This is a genomic window from Pseudomonas sp. 05L36, assembly GCF_056398125.1.
The window spans coordinates 146,868-165,652 of sequence record NZ_JBFTOU010000009.1 but is presented as its reverse complement, the minus strand read 5'-3'; the positions used below and the strand labels follow the sequence as shown (position 1 = coordinate 165,652).

Here is an 18,785-nt window from a genome sequence, read left to right as displayed (position 1 = left end):
TGGTAAGCATGGGGAGACTGTTGCAGCCTTTGTGCCAGTATTTTCAGTGGTTAAGTGTTAATAAAATCAATAGCTTATTGTTTTTGGTGATTTTTGCTTTCGTGCAATCTGCATGAATGGCCATCGTGCATCCTGCATTTTGCAGGTACGTCGGCGACTCGATGGAACCAATTGGCGCGCACGGGATCATCTTCGCGCAGCGCTATCGCAGATCAAGATCGTAGATCAAGATCGCAGATACAAAACATTTCAAAAACCGCGTGTACAGCTCAAGAACCGTTGACGTATTTTCGGGCTCAGTCATAGCCACCCGACAATAAAAAAAGATCGAACGGGAGCAATCATGAGCCGTACGTCGAACGACACGATTACCTGGGGCATGATGCTCCGCAAGTTGCCTTCCATCGCCAAGGCCATCCCCCGGGTGGTGAAGGGCATGAAGGCCGCCAACGTCAAGGACCCGACCCAGGCGTGTGGTTTGGGCTGGAGTGTCGAGCAAGCTGCGTTGCGCAACCCGGATGGCCCGGCGCTGTTGCAAGGCGACGTAACGCTCAGTTACTCCGAGGTCAACCAATGGGCCAATCGCATCGCCCATCACCTGATCGGCCAAGGCATCGGCAAGGGTGATGTGGTGGCGGTCTTTATCGAGAACCGTCCGGAACTGCTGGTGACGATTCTCGCGGTGGCCAAGGTCGGCGCGATCAGTGCGCTGCTCAATACCTCGCAGACCCGCGACACCCTGGTGCACAGTGTGAATCTGGTGGCGCCGGTGGCGATCGTTGTCGGTGAAGAGTTGGTCCCGGCGTACCTGACGGTGCGTGATCGGGTGTCGATCAAGGCTGACCGAACCTGGTTCGTCGCCGATCAGGACACCTCTCGCCAACCGGGTATCGCGCCTGAAGGTTTCATCAACCTGATGACCGCCAGTCTCGACGATGCCAGCGACAACCCGGCCAGCAGCCGGCAGATTTTCTTCGACGATCCTTGCTTTTATATCTACACATCGGGCACCACGGGGCTGCCCAAGGCTGGCGTGTTCAAGCACGGACGCTGGATGCGCAACTCTGCGAGCTTCGGCATGATCGCCCTGGACATGCGCCCCGACGATGTCGTCTATTGCACCTTGCCGCTGTACCACGCCACGGGCCTTTGCGTGTGCTGGGGGGCGGCCGTCAGTGGTGCCAGCGGGTTCGCCATCCGCCGCAAATTCAGCGCCAGTCAGTTCTGGAACGATGCGCGCAAGTACCGGGCGACCACCATCGGTTATGTCGGCGAACTGTGCCGCTACCTGGTCGATCAACCGCCCAGCGCCGACGACAGCCGGCACGAGGTGAAGAAAATGATCGGCAACGGTCTGCGTCCCGGCGCCTGGAGCGAGTTCAAGACCCGCTTTGCGGTCAATCACATCTGTGAGCTGTACGCCGCCAGCGATGGCAATATCGGTTTCACCAACATTCTCAATTTCGACAACACCATCGGTTTTTCCCTGATGTCCTGGGAGCTGGTCGCGTACGACCACGACAGCGGCGCGCCGATTCGTCAGGCCAATGGCTTGATGCGCAAGGTCGCCAAGGGCGAGCAGGGGTTGTTGCTGGCGAAAATCGACGACAAGGCACCGTTGGACGGCTACACCGATCCGCAGAAAACCGCCAAGGTCGTGTTCCAGGATGTGTTCGAGAGGGGTGACCGCTACTTCAACACCGGCGACCTGTTGCGCAACATCGGTTTCGGTCATGCGCAGTTTGTCGACCGCCTGGGCGATACCTACCGCTGGAAGGGCGAAAACGTCTCGACCACGGAGGTTGAAAACATACTCCTGCAACACCCGCATATTTCCGAAGCCGTGGCCTATGGCGTGGAAATCCGCAACACCAATGGCCGCGCCGGGATGGCGGCGATCACGCCTGCCGAATCCCTGGCAACCCTGGACTTCAGCGAACTGCTGGCCTTCGCCCGTGAGCAAATGCCGGCCTATGCGGTGCCGTTGTTCCTGCGGGTGAAAGTGAAAATGGAAACCACCGGAACGTTCAAATATCAGAAGACCCGACTCAAGGACGAGGCCTTCGACCCGGGTAAAACCGGAGATGACCCGATCTATGCCTGGCTGCCGGGGACCCAGACTTACGTGCAGGTCACCGAGCAGTTGTTGTCCGACATTCACGGCGGAAAGTACCGCTATTGAATCTGGCTATGGCGGCCCATGAGAAAAAACAAGTGACAGTGCCGGGGCCGCTCGGGAAACTGTCGGCTTTTACGAATGACAGAAAAGGGAGTGCCCAATGTCAGACAAAAGCCGCCAGATGACCCCCGAAGAAGCCGCCGAATTCACCGAACAGGTATTCAACAAGGCACGGGAGGGCGATGCGGCAATGATGGCCGCGCTGCTGACCAAGGGTTTGCCGCCGAACCTGCGTAACCACAAGGGCGATACCTTGCTGATGCTGGCCGCGTACCACGGCCACGTGGACACGGTAAAAGTCCTGCTGGAGCACAAGGCCGACCCGGAGATCCGCAACGACAACGGCCAGAGCCCGATTGCCGGCGCCGCCTTCAAGGGCGACCTGGCGGTGATCAAGGCATTGGTCGAGGGTGGCGCGCAGGTTGAAGGCTCGTCCTTCGATGGCCGCACGGCGCTGATGATGGCGGCGATGTTCAACCGCGTTGAAGTGGTCGATTACCTGATCGGCGAGGGCGCCGACCCGAAAGCCAAGGACGCCAATGGCATCACCGCGCTGGAAGCGGCTAAAACCATGGGCGCTACCGATACGGTTGCTCAGCTTGAGTAGCTGATTGGCTGATTGCTTTAAAAGATCGCAGCCTTCGGCAGCTCCTACATTGAGTGGCGTACACCTGTAGGAGCTGCCGAAGGCTGCGATCTTTTTTGGCTTGCGCTATCCTTCGCGCCCTCAACATTCCCCTCGCTACAGGATCCGCCCCATGAAAGCCGCACTCGTCGAACTCATCAGCAAAATCAGCTCCGGGTGCATGGGCGAAGACGAAATCCTCAAGGTCGCGGACGAAGCGGCCCAGGCCTACGCCGATCAGGATGCTTTCCTGACCGCCAATCCGGACATCAACTACGACGACAGCTTCCCGATCCCGTTGGGTGAGTGGGTGGTGGTCGGCAGCCTGCCGGAAACGGTGCTGTTCCAGGCGGACACCTACATGGATCTGTTCGCGCAAATCGTCGCCTCGTTCGGCCCGGGCGTGGAGTTCAATCTCAAGCCCAAGCAACTGGCGAAGACCGAAGCCCTGACCGCGCTCAACCGCATCCAGGTGCAGATGAGCAGCATGAACAAGGAAAACGGTGGCTACACGCTGATGAACTTCAGCCAGTTGCTCGATGACGAATTGCAGGTGGTGCTGGTCTACGGCAATGACCTGCCACGCGTGCTGGAATTGTGCGCCGAAGTCGGCATCGTGGCCGCGCCATCCCTGGAAGCCTTGAAAGTGGCGATCCACGTCTGATAGCCAAACACTGTCAATAAAAAGGAACCCTCGCGGCGACCGTCTATCCTGAGAGGGCAAATCACTCTTCAGGAGCGTCACCATGGGTTCCACGTTCAACAGCCTGGTTGCCTTGATCATTTTTGCCCTGGACATCTGGGCCATCATCAACGTCTTCAAAAGTAGCGCCGAGACCGGGATGAAAATCCTCTGGGTGCTGCTGATTGCGCTATTGCCAGTGCTGGGACTGATCATCTGGGCCATCGCCGGACCGCGGGGCAACGTCAAATTCTAAACAGGCGACACTGAACCTGTGGGTACTTCGATGACGAAGGTTCGACCTGTCATGTTCCGCGACGTAGAATGCGCGCCTTTCCCGGTCAATCGAGACGCTCGAATGACCATCATGGGCGGGTAACCGTCCGTTGCCACCCGCATTCATCGGAGCACTTCCCATGAGCAACACCCCGACCAGCGACTACCTGGAAACCCTTTACGAAGGCTACGGCCAGCGTTTTCGCATGGAAAAACTGCTGCACGAAGTGCGCACCGAGCACCAGCACCTGGTGATCTTCGAGAACCCGCGCATGGGCCGGGTGATGGCGCTGGACGGCGTGATCCAGACCACCGAAGCCGACGAGTTCATCTATCACGAAATGCTGACTCACGTGCCGATCCTCGCCCATGGCACCGCCAAGCGTGTGCTGATCATCGGCGGCGGCGACGGCGGCATGTTGCGTGAAGTGGCCAAGCACCGCAGTGTCGAGCACATCACCATGGTCGAGATCGACGGCACCGTGGTCGACATGTGCAAGGAATTCCTGCCGAACCACTCCAACGGTGCATTCGAAGATCCACGCCTGAACCTGGTGATCGACGACGGCATGCGTTTCGTCGCCACCACCACTGAAAAATTCGACGTGATCATTTCCGACTCCACCGACCCGATCGGACCGGGGGAAGTGCTGTTCTCGGAAAACTTCTACCAGGCCTGCCACCGCTGCCTTAACGAAGGCGGCATCCTGGTGACGCAGAACGGCACGCCGTTCATGCAGATCGAAGAAGTGAAGACCACCGCCGGTCGCCTGCGCAGCCTGTTCCCGGACTGGCACTTCTACCAGGCCGCCGTGCCGACCTACATCGGTGGCTCGATGACCTTTGCCTGGGGCGCGACCAATACCGCTTATCGCAAGTTGTCCCGCGAAACCCTGCAACAGCGTTTCACGGGCAGCGGCATCATCACCCGCTACTACAATCCAGAAATCCACATCGGTGCGTTCGCCTTGCCGCAATACGTGTTGCAGGCAGTGAACAAGCCAAGCAACGACTGATGGGTTGAAACACAGACCTGTAGGAGCGAGCCTGCTCGCGATGGACGTGAACGATGACGCGGGATGTCTGATTTAACGCGGCGTTCTCAAGTTTTTCGCGAGCAGGCTCGCTCCTACAGAGATCTGCGATGGGTGCAGATCCACCGGAACAATTAGCCAGCTAACAAGGTCGAGATAGAGGTAAGCCCATCCATGGGTTTTATCGAGGAGGCACCAATGCAAAAGTGGAAAATCACTTTCGTGGATGATCACGGTGAAACTGTCGACGAAGTCTTTGAGTGCGACGAGTGCCCGGATAACGAACGCGCTGCCAAACTCATCAAGGCCCGGCTCCTTCCTATTGCCGCCGAACTGGATCTGAACGATCTGGAAGGGCGAACCGCTGACGCCAGCGTCAAGAACCTCAAGACCCAGAACAGCATTCAAATCCTCGGCATTACTCCAATCTGAACGGCACCTGTCGCATTCACATCCAGGCCTTGGCAGAGGCTCTATCTTGAGGCTACTCTGCAAGCGAGATCAGCGAATGAATCGCTAAGGTCTGGTCTTGTCAGCTCCATGCTTGTTTCCCGCCGGCACATCGGTTGCCGTCGCTCGCGCTGTTCGGTTGCGGGTGAGGGAGTACGGAAAGTCTATCCATCGTTTTGAGGAGGACGTTTCATGAGCACAGCCTATCAAGAAGACATCAGCAGCAGCGTGTTGCGCCGCATGAAAGAAGGCGGTTTTGACTTTTCGCGGTTTCATCCCATCGAGTTCTACGCCATTTTCCCGGACGAGGAGCGGGCACGCAGGGCGGCAGGTCATTTCCACCGTGGTGAAGCCCTGGATGCGCAAGTCAGTGTGCGCGACGATGGCGCCTGGGCGCTGGAGTTGTGCAAAGTCATGTATGCCACCTACGACGATATCGGCGATTTCGAACAGGGTTTCGAAGCAGTGGTCGAGCCGTTGGGCGGCATCATCGAAGGCTGGGGTGTGAAACAGGAGGTACGAGGGCGACTCGCATAACCTTATGAACAGTGACAACCAGCAATGACGGCTGACCTTCGGGTTGGCCGTTTTCGTTTTCGCCGACAGGACATTGAACACGACCCCGTAGGAGCTGCGGTGCGGCGATCCGACTTGCCAGCGAAGGCGTCCCCGAAGAGCGACGCATGACTCAGGGGCCCCTTCGCCAGCAAGCTGGCTCCTACAGACTATGCTGGTGATAGGCGATCACAGCGCCTTGCAATGAAGCGGGGGCAATCAGGTTGGGGCATTTGTCGCACAGGATTGGTGCGGCGCGTGCGTCTTGATTATCCAACCGATTGAAATCTAAGCGTTTATGCCGATGGCACGGGCCTTGCGAAGGTCTGGACGTCCGAGTGACAAGGAGTACGGCATGATCCGCAACTATTTTGATGAGATGTACGATGCCGGCGGCCAGGTCCGCCCGCATTATCGGGAGTTTGCCCGTTGGCTGGCCGAGACGCCTGACGAGCTTCTGGCACAACGGCGACGCGAGGCCGATCTGCTGTTTCATCGCGCCGGGATTACTTTCACGCTCTACGGTGATGAGCAAGGGACAGAGCGCCTGATTCCCTTCGACACCATTCCCCGCAGCATCCCCGCCAGCGAGTGGCGCGTCGTCGAGCGCGGCTGCATCCAGCGGGTCAAGGCGTTGAACATGTTCCTCGCCGACCTCTACCACGAACAGCGCATCATCAAGGCGGGCATCATTCCGGCCGAGCAGGTGCTGGCCAACGAGCAGTACCAGTTGGCGATGCAGGGCCTGGATCTGCACCGCGATATCTACTCGCACATCTCCGGCGTCGACCTGGTGCGTGACGGCGATAGCACCTACTACGTGCTCGAAGACAATCTGCGCACACCGAGCGGCGTCAGCTACATGCTCGAAGACCGCAAGATGATGATGCGCCTGTTCCCCGAGCTGTTCGCGGCGCAACGCATCGCTCCTATCGACCATTACCCGAACCTGCTGCTCGACACACTGAAAAGCTCAAGCCCGATCGATAACCCGAGCGTGGTGGTGCTGACGCCGGGGCGCTTCAACAGTGCGTTCTTCGAACATGCGTTCCTGGCGCGGGAAATGGGCGTGGAACTGGTGGAGGGCGCTGACCTGTTCGTGCGTGACGACAAGGTCTACATGCGCACCACCGACGGGCCGAAAGCGGTTGACGTGATTTATCGTCGCCTTGACGACGCCTTCCTCGATCCCCTGGCCTTCAACCCGGAATCGATGCTTGGCGTGCCGGGGCTGTTGTCGTCCTACCGTTCCGGCAACGTGGTGCTGGCCAATGCCATCGGCACGGGGGTGGCGGACGACAAGTCGGTGTATCCGTTCGTTACCGACATGATCCGTTTCTATCTGGACGAAGAACCGATCCTGAAGAACGTGCCGACCTGGCAGTGCCGCAATCCGTCCGAGCTTTCCCACGTGCTGGCCAATCTTCCAGAACTGGTGGTCAAGGAAACCCAGGGCTCCGGCGGCTACGGAATGCTGGTGGGGCCGGCGGCGACGGCGGCGGAAATCGAAGCCTTCCGCGCGCGGATCATCGCCAAGCCCCATGCGTATATCGCGCAACCGACGCTGTCGCTGTCGACCTGTCCGACCTTTGTCGAAAACGGCATCGCTCCACGCCACATCGACTTGCGGCCGTTTGTCCTGTCGGGTCGTGAAACCCGGGTCGTGCCCGGCGGCTTGACCCGCGTCGCCCTGCGCGAAGGCTCCCTGGTGGTCAATTCCTCCCAGGGCGGCGGAACCAAGGACACCTGGGTGGTCGAGGATTAAAGGAAGCCTGTCATGTTAAGTAGAACTGCCTCGGATTTGTATTGGATGTCGCGTTACCTGGAGCGGGCGGAAAACCTCGCCCGGATGCTCGACATCAGCTATTCGCTGTCGCTGATGCCGCAAGACGGTCGTGGCGACGGTTTGCACGAACTGGCCATGCCACTGTTGATCACCGGCACCCTGGACGATTACCTGGAGCGCCATGGTGAATTGCATGCCGAACGGCTGCTGCATTTCTTCGCCCTGGATGCGGCCAACCCGGCGAGCATCTACAGCTGCCTCGGTGCCGCACGGGCCAGCGCCCATGCGGTGCGTGGGCGCATCACCGCCGACATGTGGGAAAACATCAACGCCACGTGGCTGGAAATTCGCGGCATCGCCGAACAGGGCCTCAGTCGCTACGGCATGAGCCGTTTCTGCGAGTGGATCAAGGAACGTTCCCACCTGTTCCGGGGCGCGTCCTACGGCACCATCATGCGTAACGATGCGTTTCGCTTTATTCGTCTGGGGACCTTTATCGAGCGGGCGGACAACACCTTGCGCCTGCTCGATGCCCGCTACGAAATGGCCGGCGACCAAGCCGAAGCGGTCAGCGATGGCACCGCTCACGCCTATTACCAATGGAGCGCGTTGTTGCGGGCGTTGTCGTCGTTCGAGGCCTACACGGAAATCTACCGCGATGCCCCCGGTGCCCGGCATGTGGCGGAATTGCTGTTGTTGCGGGCCGATGTGCCGCGATCCCTGCGCGCCTGCACCGAAGAAATCGACCTGATCCTCGCGCAATTACCGGGGGCCAATGGTCGTCCAGCACAACGCCTGGCGGCAGAAATGGACGCACGCCTGCGCTACACCGGCATCACCGAAATTCTTGACGAAGGCCTGCACGCCTGGCTGACCGAGTTCATCCCGCTGGTGCGCCAGTTGGGTAACGCGATTCACAGTTCTTATCTGGAGGCCGCATGAGACTTTCCATTAGCCACGAGACCACCTACCACTACGAAGACAAGGTGCGGGCGAGCATCCAGTATCTGCGCCTGACTCCCCACGACAGCGAGCGTCAGCACGTGCTCAGCTGGCAGCTCGACCTGCCGCGTCCGGTGCGGGCGCAACTCGATCCGTTCGGCAACATCCTGCATGTGCTGACCTTGGACGAACCGCACGAGGCGATCATCATCGGCGCCCGTGGCCAGGTCGATATCGACGAATGGCGTGAGGCCGAACACGAGAGCCAGTCGGCGCTGCCGTTTCTGCGCTTCACCCGTTTGACCGAAGCCGATGCCGCCCTGCGTGCGTTCGCCGAGAAGGAATGCAGGCAACGCCGCGATCGCACGGCGCTGATCGATCTGATGCATGGCCTTAACCAGCATATGACCTACACGCCGGGCTCCACGGAAGTGGACACCAGCGCGGCCCAGGCCTTTGCCGGACGCTCCGGTGTGTGTCAGGACCACACCCACGCGTTTCTCGCCTGTACCCGCAGCCTGGGCATTCCTGCGCGTTATGTGTCGGGCTATCTGTACAGCGAAAACAGCGAACACCTGGCCAGCCACGCCTGGGCCGAAGCCTGGCTGGATGATGCCTGGTACAGCTTCGACGTGACCAATGAACTGGCCCGGCCGGAACGTCACCTGAAGCTGGCGGTGGGCCTGGACTACCTGGATGCCTGTCCGGTGCGCGGGATGCGCCGGGGCGGCGGGTGTGAGCAGATGCACGCCAAGGTGCTGGTTTCACCGACGCCGGCGCCGGTGATTTCAGTGCAGCAGCAGTAACAGGCAGAGGTGATCCCTGTGGGAGCGAGCTTGCTCGCGATAGCGGAGTGTCAGTCACAAAAGTACTGACTGAAATGACGCCATCGCGAGCAAGCTCGCTCCCACAGGTACTATGTTGTTACGGCTTCACCTTGCGCCCCACCATATGCTTCAAATACCCCACCAGCATCCCCAGATCTCCATCCGGCAACACCTCGGTCGAGAACCCGGGCATCTTCGCCTGCGGCCACTGGCGCAAACTCTGTGGATCGCGAATGTAGCGCAGGAGGAAGTCCGCGCCGAAGTACTCGGTCGGGTTGTACGGAATATTCAGGTCCGGCCCGAATTGCGCGTCCCCGGCGCCGTTGAGTCGATGGCAGGCCAGGCAATTCTTCTGGAACAACGCAAATCCCTTGTTCACCGGATCATCCGCCTTCAACGCCGGATCGGGCAGCAGGGCAGGGAAACGCTCGGCCACGGGCGCCAGGCGTTTGATGCTCGCCACCTGGAACGGCCACTGTTCGGGGCTGATGTTGCCGGCCTGCGGATTGCTCCAGACCAGATAGAACGGCCCGGCGCCCGGCTTGCCTTCCGATAGCGGTGGCCAGGGTTTGGCCGGGTCTTCAATCGCCAGCCATGCCTGTGCACCCTGGGTATTGAGCAGCGGCGCCGCGGCCATTTCGGCGGCAAAGCCATCCAGGGCCACGGCTTGCAGGTGGTCGTCAGGCTTGATGCCGGTCAGTAATGCGGACAGCGGCACCGCGCGGTAACTCATGTCCCGCTTGTAGGAAACGTCGTTGCTGATGTTGATGGTTTGAGCCTGAGGATGCTTGAGCAATTGCTCGGTCTGCCAGGTGCGACTGTTCGCGCCCAGCTCCAGGTTCAGCTGTGCGGCATACAGGGGCGAGCCGAACAGCATGGCCCCGAGCAGAATGAGCATTTTCAAGTGATCGCCGTCCATGTCGTGCAAGTGCCGCAAAGATTGGCACAGCCACGCTGGCCCGGGTAGCGGGCCAGTCACATTTTGAGAGTGGCAATTCAAAAACTGTGACGCCGTATCTTTTAGACGCGACTAGCCGATCACCTTGGTCAGGTTCGGCAATATCAACAACAGCGTGGTGGCGAAAAGGATGAGCCCGGCTTGACGTACTTTCGATTGTTTGAACATGGCTTGACCGCCTTTTTTGTTATTTCCTGATGCCTGCCCGCATAGCTCCATGGTGGCAGAGCGTTGCACTTCCTGTAGTGACGAGCGCCTCGGCAAAACCCGACGACAACTTCGTACAAGTTCACCTTAGAGCCCGCGTTGCGCTTGGTTTAGATCCATTTCATATGGAGTCGTTACGATTCGCTTTAAAAAAGGTATGAGGCCTATTGCCAGCTTCTTTGGCGCCCGTTGGCTAGACAGCTTGGTGTCTTGAATCGGTTAATCCGGTAGCTGACTACCGTCCGTCTGAGCGTGAGCGTCAACGTCTGTGAGCGCTGCGGTCATTGAATCAAACGTGGCTCGGGCCAAGAGTGGGCACTCGGTATTTACCCATCTGCACTGCGGTTCGAGGACGTCATGACCCAAGCATTGATTTTCGACGCGTTACGCACGCCCCGTGGCAAAGGCAAGGCCGATGGCGCCTTGCACAGCGTCAAGCCGGTGAACCTGGTTGCCGGTTTGCTCACCGCGCTGCAACGGCGCACGGCTCTGGATACCAGTCAGGTCGATGACGTGGTGCTCGGCTGCGTGACACCGATTGGTGATCAAGGTTCCGACATCGCCAAGACCGCCGCTCAGGTGGCCGATTGGGATGTCAGTGTGGCGGGAGTACAGATCAACCGTTTCTGCGCTTCGGGGCTGGAGGCAGTGAACCTCGGCGCGATGAAAGTGCGTTCCGGCTTCGAAGACCTGGTGGTGGTCGGTGGTGTCGAGTCGATGTCGCGGGTGCCGATGGGCAGCGATGGCGGGGCCTGGGCGCTGGACCCGGCGACTAACCTGCACAGCCACTTCACGCCACAGGGTGTGGGCGCCGACCTGATCGCCACCCTTGAAGGCTTCAGCCGTCAGGACGTCGATGCCTATGCGCTGCATTCGCAGCAAAAGGCTGCGCGGGCGCGGGCCGACGGTTCGTTCAACAAGTCGCTGGTGCCGGTGCAGGACCAGAACGGCATCGTCCTGCTCGATCACGATGAGTTCATCCGCGCCGAATCGACCCTGGAAGGCCTGGGCAAGCTCAAGCCAAGTTTCGAGATGATGGGGCAGATGGGCTTCGATGCCACCGCACTGCGGGTCTACAGCCGCGTCGAGCGGATCAACCACGTCCACACCCCAGGCAACAGTTCCGGAATCGTCGACGGCGCGGCGCTGATGCTCATCGGCTCCGAAGCCAAGGGCCGGGCGCTGGGCTTGCAGCCCCGGGCGCGGATTGTCGCCACTGCGGTCACCAGCACCGACCCGACCATCATGCTCACCGGCCCTGCGCCGGCGACCCGCAAGGCGCTGGCCAAGGCCGGGCTGCGGGTTGAAGACATCGATCTGTTCGAGGTCAACGAGGCCTTTGCCTCCGTGGTGTTGAAATTCATCAAGGACATGGCCGTCGATCCGGACAAGGTCAATGTCAATGGCGGCTCAATCGCCATGGGCCACCCGCTGGGCGCCACCGGTTGCGCCATTCTCGGCACGTTGCTCGATGAACTGGAAGCCCGACGCCTGCGTTATGGCCTCGCGACCCTGTGTGTCGGCGGCGGCATGGGCATTGCCACCATCATCGAACGCCTCTGAGCCCGGACTTCAAGGAACCCAGTTATGAACGAAGCCATTCGTTACGAAAAAGACCAGGACCAGATCGTTGTCCTGACCATCGACATGCCCGGTCAGAGCGCCAACACCATGAACGCGGTGTACCGCGAAGCCATGGCTGACTGCGTTGCGCGCCTGGTGGCCGACAAGGACAGCATCGCCGGTGTGATCATCACCTCGGCCAAGAAGACGTTTTTCGCTGGCGGCGACCTCAACGAACTGATCAAGGTCGGCAAGCCCCAAGCCAAAGCGTTCTACGACATGGTGCTGACCCTCAAGGGCCAGTTGCGCACTCTGGAAACCCTCGGTAAGCCGGTGGTCGCCGCGATCAACGGCGCCGCCTTGGGCGGCGGTTGGGAAATCTGCCTGGCCTGCCATCACCGCGTGGCGCTGGACAATCCATCAGTGCAACTCGGCCTGCCGGAAGTCACCCTCGGTCTGCTGCCGGGCGGTGGTGGCGTGGTGCGCATGGTACGCATGCTCGGCCTGGAAAAAGCCCTGCCTTATCTGCTTGAAGGCAAGAGGCTGCGACCGCAACAAGCGTTGCAGGCAGGATTGATCGACGCGCTGGCGACCGATCAAGAAGACCTGTTGGCCAAGGCGCGGGCGTGGATTCTCGCCAACCCGACGGCGGTACAGCGCTGGGACGTGAAGGGCTACCAGATACCGGGCGGCACACCGTCAAACCCGAAAGTCGCGCAGATGCTGGCGGTTGCGCCATCGATCCTGCGCAGCAAAACCCAGGGCACGATGCCCGCGCCGGAGAAAATCCTCTGCGCGGCGGTCGAGGGTGCCCAAGTGGATTTCGACACGGCACACCTGATCGAAACCCGCTACTTCACCGAACTGACCACCGGCCAGGTCTCGAAAAACCTGATTGGCACGTTCTGGTTCCAGCTCAATGAAATCAATGCCGGCGGCTCGCGACCTCAAGGTTTTGCGCCTTATGTCACCCGCAAGGTCGGCGTGCTCGGCGCCGGGATGATGGGCGCCGGTATCGCGTTTGTCAGCGCGTCGGCGGGTATCGAGGTGGTGCTCAAGGACATCAACCTCGCGGCGGCTGAGAAGGGCAAGGCGCATTCGGTGGCGCTGCTGGACAAGAAAGTCGCTCGCGGACAAATGAGCCTCGAGCAACGCGACACCGTTCTGTCTCGCATTCAAACCAGCGAAAGCGATGCCGACCTGGCCGGTTGCGACCTGATCATCGAGGCCGTATTCGAGGATCGAGATTTGAAAGCCAAGGTTTCGTTGGCGGCGCAGAAGGTCGTCGGCGCGGACGCGGTTATCGCCTCCAATACCTCGACCTTGCCGATCAGCGGCCTGGCGTGCGCCGTGCCCGATCAGAGCAAGTTCATCGGCCTGCACTTTTTCAGCCCCGTGGAAAAAATGCCGCTGGTGGAAATCATCAGGGGCGCCAATACCAGCGACGAAACCCTGGCCCGCGGCTTCGATTACGTCCTGCAAATCAGGAAAACCCCGATTGTGGTCAATGACAGCCGCGGTTTCTTCACGTCGCGGGTGTTCGGCACCTTCACCAACGAAGGCATCGCCATGCTGGGTGAAGGCATCAACGCGGCGATGATAGAGACTGAAGCGCGCAAAGCCGGCATGCCTGTAGGACCGCTGGCGATCTCTGACGAAGTTTCCCTCAGCCTGATGAGCCATATCCGCCTGCAAACCGCCAAGGACTTGCAAGCAGAAGGGAAACCGCTGATAGAACACCCGGCATTTGCCGTGATTGACGTGCTGCTCAATGAGTTCAAGCGTCCGGGCAAGGCTGCCGGTGGAGGTTTCTACGAGTATCCGGTGGGCGGCCAGAAACACTTGTGGCCGGAGTTGAAAACCCGCTTCGAGAAAACCGATGGGCAGATTTCGCCGAAGGATGTGCGTGATCGCTTGCTGTTCGTGCAAGCCATCGAAACCGTGCGCTGTGTGGAGGAGGGCGTGTTGACCTCCACGGCGGATGCCAACGTTGGCTCGATCTTCGGCATCGGGTTCGCCGCCTGGACCGGCGGTGCGCTGCAGTTCATCAACCAGTACGGCGTGCAGGACTTCGTTGCCCGCGCCCAGTATCTGGCGAAGCAATATGGCGAGCGGTTCGCGCCGCCCGCCTTGCTGCTGGAGAAGGCGGCCAAAGGGGAGGCGTTCTAAGGGGGAGATGTTGCATTTCGGGGCTTGCCTTGTCACAGCGTTTCAAGGCAGGCTCTGAGGTGTGCATTATTCCCATCACGTGTCAGGTATTTTTTATGTCGTTACGCATCTGCATTCTGGAAACCGACCACCTGCGTCCGGAATTGGTTGACCAATATCAGGGCTACGGGCAGATGTTCAAACACCTGTTTTCGCAGCAGCCGATTGCCGCCGAGTTCACGGTCTACAACGTGGTGCAGGGTGAATACCCAAGCGACGACCTGACATTCGACGCCTACCTGGTGACGGGCAGCAAGGCCGATTCCTTTGGCACCGACCCGTGGATCGAAACCCTCAAGAAATATCTGTTGACCCGCTACGAGCACGGCGACAAATTGCTGGGCATCTGCTTCGGTCATCAGTTGCTGGCACTGCTGCTTGGTGGCAAGAGCGAACGTGCAACCCAAGGCTGGGGCGTCGGCACCCACAACTACAAATTGGCCGCCAAGGCGCCCTGGATGAGCCCGGTGCGCGAAGAACTGACGTTGTTGATCAGTCACCAGGACCAGGTTACGTCACTGCCGGAGAACGCCACTGTCATCGCTTCCAGCGATTTCTGCCCGTATGCCGCCTACCACATCAACGATCAGGTGCTGTGCTTCCAGGGGCATCCGGAATTCATCCACGACTACTCCCGCGCCTTGTTGGAGATTCGCCAGCAGGCACTGGGTGAGCAGGTCTACTCCAAAGGTATCGCGAGCCTGGAACAGGAACACCACGGCGCCACGGTGGCCGAGTGGATGATGCGGTTTGTGGCGCACAAGCCTCAAACGACCTGAAGCAAAAGCTTCGCTGGCAAGCCAGCTCCTACGGGGGATTGCGTACCCATTGTAGGAGCTGGCTTGCCAGCGAATTTCCCAATCACCTCGGTCTCGACTACAACCACCCCGACTTCTTGAAACTAGCCCACAACCCCAAACAACCCACTGTAATAAACCCCAGCACTCCGAAATACCCGAATTGCCAGCTCAACTCCGGCATGTTCTGGAAATTCATTCCATAAATACCCGCCACCGCCGTCGGGAAGGCCAGAATCGCCGCCCAGGCCGCAAACTTGCGTTGCACCACGCTCTGGCGAGAGGCCTCCAACAGCACCCCGACTTCAATCGTCTGGCTGGCAATATCTGCCAGGGTCGTCAGGTCTTCCATCTGCCGTGTCACATGAATCTGCACATCGCGAAAGTACGGCCGCATGTTCTTGTCGATGAACGGGAAGCTCAGCCTCTGCAATTCCTCCCCGATCTCAATCATCGGTGCCACATAACGACGCAAGCGCAAAACATCACGACGCAGGCCATGCAGCTTCTGGATGTCGTAGTCATTCAACACGCCGCATAACACGTTGCGTTCCAGCTCATCGATTTCCGCGTGAATGGCTTCGCCCATCGGCTGGTAGTTTTCGATCACGAAATCGAGGATGGCATAGAGTACGAAATCTTCCCCGTGCTCAAGCAATAGCGGACGCGCCTCACAGCGTTGTCGAACATGGGCGTAGGACGCGGAGTGACCGTTGCGCGCAGTAATGATGTAGCCATTGCCGGCAAAGATATGCGTCTCGATAAACTCGAGTTTGCCTTCATGACGGATGGGCGAATAGGTCACGATGAACAACGCATCGCCAAAGGTTTCCAGCTTCGGTCGACTGTGCTTTTCCAGGGCATCTTCAATGGCCAGTTCGTGCAGCTTGAACTGGCGTTGCAGATTGTAGAGTTCCTCGGCGTTCGGCTCCTCGAGGCCGATCCAGACAAAGTGTCCGGGCTTGGCAGCCCAGGCTGCGCCTTCGTCGAGGGTGATATTGGTGACTCTCTTACCGGCGCTATAAACCGCTGAAGCAACAACTCTACCCATGATGGTGATTCACTTCTTTTGGCAGCTTTTGATTGGCAACAAATGCAATGGCGGTGTTGATCAGCTTAGCCTTGCAGTGTTTGAGAGTCAGTTAAATCTGCCGAGTTCTGGATAAAGACTCGCAGGCAAAAGAAAACCCGCACCAGGCGGGTTTTGTTTTTCAGGCGGCTTGCAGTTGCCGGTCCATCGATTCGATGCATTCACGCATCTGCTCGCGGCACTGGGCGATCAGCATGGGCATGTCGTCCAGGCTCAATCCGGCGGTGGGAATCGCCGGCAATGAGCGAATCAGAATTTTCCCGCTGCGCCAGCGGTTCAATCGCATGTGTTTGACGTAACTGCTGACACACACCGGCACGATCGGCACCCCGGCGGCAATGGCCATCTGAAAGGCGCCTTTCTTGAAGGGCAGCAAGTCCTCACCCAGATTGCGCGTGCCTTCCGGGAAAACCCAGATCGAGGTGTCTTTGTTTTGCAGGGTGTGGGTAGTGGTCAACATCGAGTTGCGCGCCTTGTGCGCATTGCCGCGGTCGATCAGCACATTGCCGGCCAGCCAGAACAACTGTCCGAACAGCGGCACCCATTTCAGGCTCTTTTTGCCGATGCACACGGTACGGCGGGGCACCACGTTGCCAAACACAAACAGGTCGTAGTTGGACTGGTGATTGGCGATGATCACGCAACTGTCCGGTTTATCCATCAACGGCCCGACGTCGGCCTTCACCCGCAAACGCAAAATACACATGGCCGGCCATGCGTACAGGCGTGCGCACAGACGGCTGTTGTCCGGGTTGAATGGCCGGCACAGGCCGAGAATCACGCCCAGCACACCCGCCACGATAAAGTGCAGGCCCATCAATGACATACGAAACAAAAACAGCATCTACAGGCCCCACCGGGACAAAAGGTGGCGCAGTGTACGGATGTGCACTGTTTTCGGCAATTACTGCCAGGGAAGTGGGAGATAGCCGATGTTTGTGCTGATGTTTCCGACCAGTCGGTCAGAAGCAGTCTAGAGCGGTTACAGAGGTTTAACACAGACATGTATGAAAAAGCCCGACACGACGGTCGGGCTTTCGTTGTAGCAGATCCAGGCTTAACCCAAATGTTCCTGATCCTGGATGATCGCGTTGTCCAGGGCCTCCAGCAGTGCTTTGCGCACTTTCAGTTTGGTGTTCTTGTGCGCGGTCATGTTGATCTTCTTCAACTGACGAGCCGCCGCCAATGCCGCGCCCTGCAGTTCTTCAGCCGAGACCACGACATCAAGGAAACCGGCAGCCACGGCGCCTTGTGGACTGAACATCTCGCCGTTGACCACCGAACGCTGAAGCGCCACTTTGTTCAGGCGATCACGTGCGATCTCAATGCCTGCGTGGTGCATGGTCATGCCGATCTGCACTTCGTTCAGGCCAATGCTGAACGCACCGTCTACGCCAATGCGATAGTCGGCCGACAACAGCAGAAACGCGCCCTTGGCCACCGCATGCCCCGGGCACGCCACGATCACCGGGAAGGGGTGCGACAGCAGGCGGCGGGCCAGGGTCGAGCCGGAGGTCACCAGTGCCACGGCTTCTTTAGGGCCGGCCGTCATTACCTTCAAGTCATAACCACCGGAGAGAATGCCCGGCTGGCCAGTGATGATCACCACCGCACGATCAGTCACGGCCTGATCCAGCGCAGCGTTGAGCTCGGCAATCACATCTGGGGAAATGGCATTGACCTTGCCATTGCTCAAGGTCAGGGTCGCGATACCGTCTTCGAGATGGTAGGAAATCAACTCACTCATGACGCTATTCCTTTCAATAAAGTTGGGCAGACGTTACCCACCGCCGCAGGCCAGGTAAAGCGCCGTGACTGACCCGCCAGTCACCCTTTGCCTGCCCGCCAGGTCTGGTCCGCCGTGCCTGCCGCGCATTCCCCTCTATATAGAAGAGGGCACGAAGCCGGAGATTGGCCGGTTTGCCATGGCCCCGAGGGACCGGAAACGCTGAATCGCGTTAACCGCATGAAAATTCTGAAAAAAATGTTTGCCATCGGAAAAGCTTTCGACTACATTAGCGCGCCTCGACAGACAGAACTTGTTTGAAGAGATACGGTGAAGTGTCCGAGTGGCTTAAGGAGCACGCCTGGAAAGTGTGTATACAGGAAACTGTATCGAGAGTTCGAATCTCTCCTTCACCGCCACATTTATACGAAAAAGCCCTGATTATTCAGGGCTTTTTCGTTTCTGCGTTTCTGAAAAAACTCCAGCCCGGCAAATCATTCCATCAGGGATGAAATGGATTGTCGCCCCGTGCCCAATATTTGCCTCACATCCTGGTAGCGATCCGCGAGAATGCTTACTCTGGCATTGCCCAGGATTGCAGCGTGTAGCCCCCCAGGCTCAACTCGGCGCGTACCTCTTCCAGCAGGTTTTCCAGCTGCGCCGGGTCGGAATAGGTACTGCTTGGAATCTGTTTGCGACAAATACGAGTGGCTGCCCGGTCGATGACGGTCAGGCTCAGTTCGCCATTACCGTCTTGCGCGGCCCAGGCGACGCATTGAAAAGGTTCGAATGCGTGCCCGGCAATCAAAAGTGCTTCGTTGATGCGCAACGCGGTGCTCATGGGGCCTCTTTCCTTGTACCGAAACAAATGATCCGCAGT

The 18,785-nt window shown here is 59.0% G+C and carries 18 protein-coding genes and 1 tRNA gene; 14 read left to right on the top strand and 5 right to left on the bottom strand.

All coding sequences use genetic code 11. The annotated features are described in order from the left end of the window. Window positions 1-343: 343 nt before the first annotated feature. The 10 genes from AC1DKH_RS12780 to AC1DKH_RS12735 all read left to right on the top strand — a co-directional run bounded on the left by AC1DKH_RS12780 (window position 344) and on the right by AC1DKH_RS12735 (window position 9,335). Window positions 344-2,182, top strand: a complete 1,839-nt coding sequence (locus tag AC1DKH_RS12780; protein WP_477798334.1) for a long-chain-acyl-CoA synthetase — start codon at window positions 344-346, stop codon at window positions 2,180-2,182. A 97-nt stretch (window positions 2,183-2,279) separates the two neighbouring features. After that, on the top strand, window positions 2,280-2,786 hold the full coding sequence (locus tag AC1DKH_RS12775) for an ankyrin repeat domain-containing protein (protein WP_477798333.1): 507 nt from the start codon (window positions 2,280-2,282) through the stop codon (window positions 2,784-2,786). A 151-nt stretch (window positions 2,787-2,937) separates the two neighbouring features. Beyond that, window positions 2,938-3,468, top strand: a complete 531-nt coding sequence (locus tag AC1DKH_RS12770; protein WP_477798332.1) for a hypothetical protein — start codon at window positions 2,938-2,940, stop codon at window positions 3,466-3,468. An 82-nt stretch (window positions 3,469-3,550) separates the two neighbouring features. Continuing rightward, the gene (locus tag AC1DKH_RS12765) at window positions 3,551-3,742 is read left to right on the top strand and encodes a PLD nuclease N-terminal domain-containing protein (RefSeq protein ID WP_007993066.1); all 192 of its coding nucleotides are present in this window, start codon (window positions 3,551-3,553) and stop codon (window positions 3,740-3,742) included. A 160-nt stretch (window positions 3,743-3,902) separates the two neighbouring features. Next, the gene (speE, locus tag AC1DKH_RS12760) at window positions 3,903-4,778 is read left to right on the top strand and encodes a polyamine aminopropyltransferase (protein ID WP_477798331.1); all 876 of its coding nucleotides are present in this window, start codon (window positions 3,903-3,905) and stop codon (window positions 4,776-4,778) included. Window positions 4,779-4,994: 216 nt separating this feature from the next. Next, on the top strand, window positions 4,995-5,228 hold the full coding sequence (locus tag AC1DKH_RS12755) for a hypothetical protein (protein WP_477754169.1): 234 nt from the start codon (window positions 4,995-4,997) through the stop codon (window positions 5,226-5,228). A gap of 210 nt (window positions 5,229-5,438) precedes the next feature. After that, on the top strand, window positions 5,439-5,783 hold the full coding sequence (locus tag AC1DKH_RS12750) for a ribonuclease E inhibitor RraB (RefSeq protein WP_477754168.1): 345 nt from the start codon (window positions 5,439-5,441) through the stop codon (window positions 5,781-5,783). A 373-nt stretch (window positions 5,784-6,156) separates the two neighbouring features. Further along, complete coding sequence (locus AC1DKH_RS12745) at window positions 6,157-7,566, top strand: circularly permuted type 2 ATP-grasp protein (RefSeq protein WP_477798330.1); 1,410 nt, start codon at window positions 6,157-6,159, stop codon at window positions 7,564-7,566. Between the two features lie 12 nt (window positions 7,567-7,578). Continuing rightward, window positions 7,579-8,529 (top strand): alpha-E domain-containing protein, encoded by a 951-nt coding sequence (locus tag AC1DKH_RS12740; RefSeq protein ID WP_477754166.1) that lies wholly within the window; start codon window positions 7,579-7,581, stop codon window positions 8,527-8,529. After that, window positions 8,526-9,335, top strand: a complete 810-nt coding sequence (locus tag AC1DKH_RS12735; RefSeq protein WP_477798329.1) for a transglutaminase family protein — start codon at window positions 8,526-8,528, stop codon at window positions 9,333-9,335. Before AC1DKH_RS12740 ends, AC1DKH_RS12735 begins: the two co-directional genes overlap by 4 nt. 118 nt (window positions 9,336-9,453) lie before the next feature. On the opposite strand, the gene AC1DKH_RS12730 is transcribed toward AC1DKH_RS12735, so the two are convergent. After that, window positions 9,454-10,275 (bottom strand): c-type cytochrome, encoded by an 822-nt coding sequence (locus AC1DKH_RS12730; RefSeq protein ID WP_477798328.1) that lies wholly within the window; start codon window positions 10,273-10,275, stop codon window positions 9,454-9,456. 603 nt (window positions 10,276-10,878) lie between these two features. On the opposite strand from AC1DKH_RS12730, the gene AC1DKH_RS12725 reads away from it, so the two are divergent. From AC1DKH_RS12725 to AC1DKH_RS12715, 3 genes are all read left to right on the top strand, one after another. Then, window positions 10,879-12,084: an acetyl-CoA C-acetyltransferase gene (locus AC1DKH_RS12725; protein WP_477798327.1), complete on the top strand. Its 1,206-nt coding sequence runs from the start codon at window positions 10,879-10,881 to the stop codon at window positions 12,082-12,084. 24 nt (window positions 12,085-12,108) lie between these two features. Continuing rightward, complete coding sequence (locus AC1DKH_RS12720; RefSeq protein WP_477798326.1) at window positions 12,109-14,253, top strand: 3-hydroxyacyl-CoA dehydrogenase NAD-binding domain-containing protein; 2,145 nt, start codon at window positions 12,109-12,111, stop codon at window positions 14,251-14,253. A 95-nt stretch (window positions 14,254-14,348) separates the two neighbouring features. Further along, window positions 14,349-15,071 carry an amidotransferase gene (locus AC1DKH_RS12715; RefSeq protein ID WP_477762411.1) on the top strand — a complete coding sequence of 241 codons (723 nt, stop codon included), beginning with the start codon at window positions 14,349-14,351 and terminating at the stop codon, window positions 15,069-15,071. A 97-nt stretch (window positions 15,072-15,168) separates the two neighbouring features. On the opposite strand, the gene AC1DKH_RS12710 is transcribed toward AC1DKH_RS12715, so the two are convergent. The 3 genes from AC1DKH_RS12710 to AC1DKH_RS12700 all read right to left on the bottom strand — a co-directional run bounded on the left by AC1DKH_RS12710 (window position 15,169) and on the right by AC1DKH_RS12700 (window position 17,926). Beyond that, a complete protein-coding gene (locus tag AC1DKH_RS12710; protein ID WP_477798325.1) occupies window positions 15,169-16,140 on the bottom strand; it encodes a magnesium and cobalt transport protein CorA in 972 nt (323 codons plus the stop codon). Window positions 16,141-16,300: 160 nt separating this feature from the next. Further along, window positions 16,301-17,023 carry a lysophospholipid acyltransferase family protein gene (locus tag AC1DKH_RS12705; RefSeq protein ID WP_223462210.1) on the bottom strand — a complete coding sequence of 241 codons (723 nt, stop codon included), beginning with the start codon at window positions 17,021-17,023 and terminating at the stop codon, window positions 16,301-16,303. Window positions 17,024-17,236: 213 nt separating this feature from the next. Then, window positions 17,237-17,926 carry a crotonase/enoyl-CoA hydratase family protein gene (locus AC1DKH_RS12700; protein ID WP_223462211.1) on the bottom strand — a complete coding sequence of 230 codons (690 nt, stop codon included), beginning with the start codon at window positions 17,924-17,926 and terminating at the stop codon, window positions 17,237-17,239. Window positions 17,927-18,234: 308 nt separating this feature from the next. Here AC1DKH_RS12700 and AC1DKH_RS12695 point away from each other — a divergent pair. Next, window positions 18,235-18,324: transfer RNA gene (locus tag AC1DKH_RS12695), tRNA-Ser, on the top strand. Between the two features lie 155 nt (window positions 18,325-18,479). Here AC1DKH_RS12695 and AC1DKH_RS12690 read toward each other — a convergent pair. After that, entirely contained in the window at window positions 18,480-18,746 is a 267-nt protein-coding gene (locus tag AC1DKH_RS12690) for a hypothetical protein (protein ID WP_477798324.1), read from the bottom strand. Window positions 18,747-18,785: the final 39 nt, after the last annotated feature.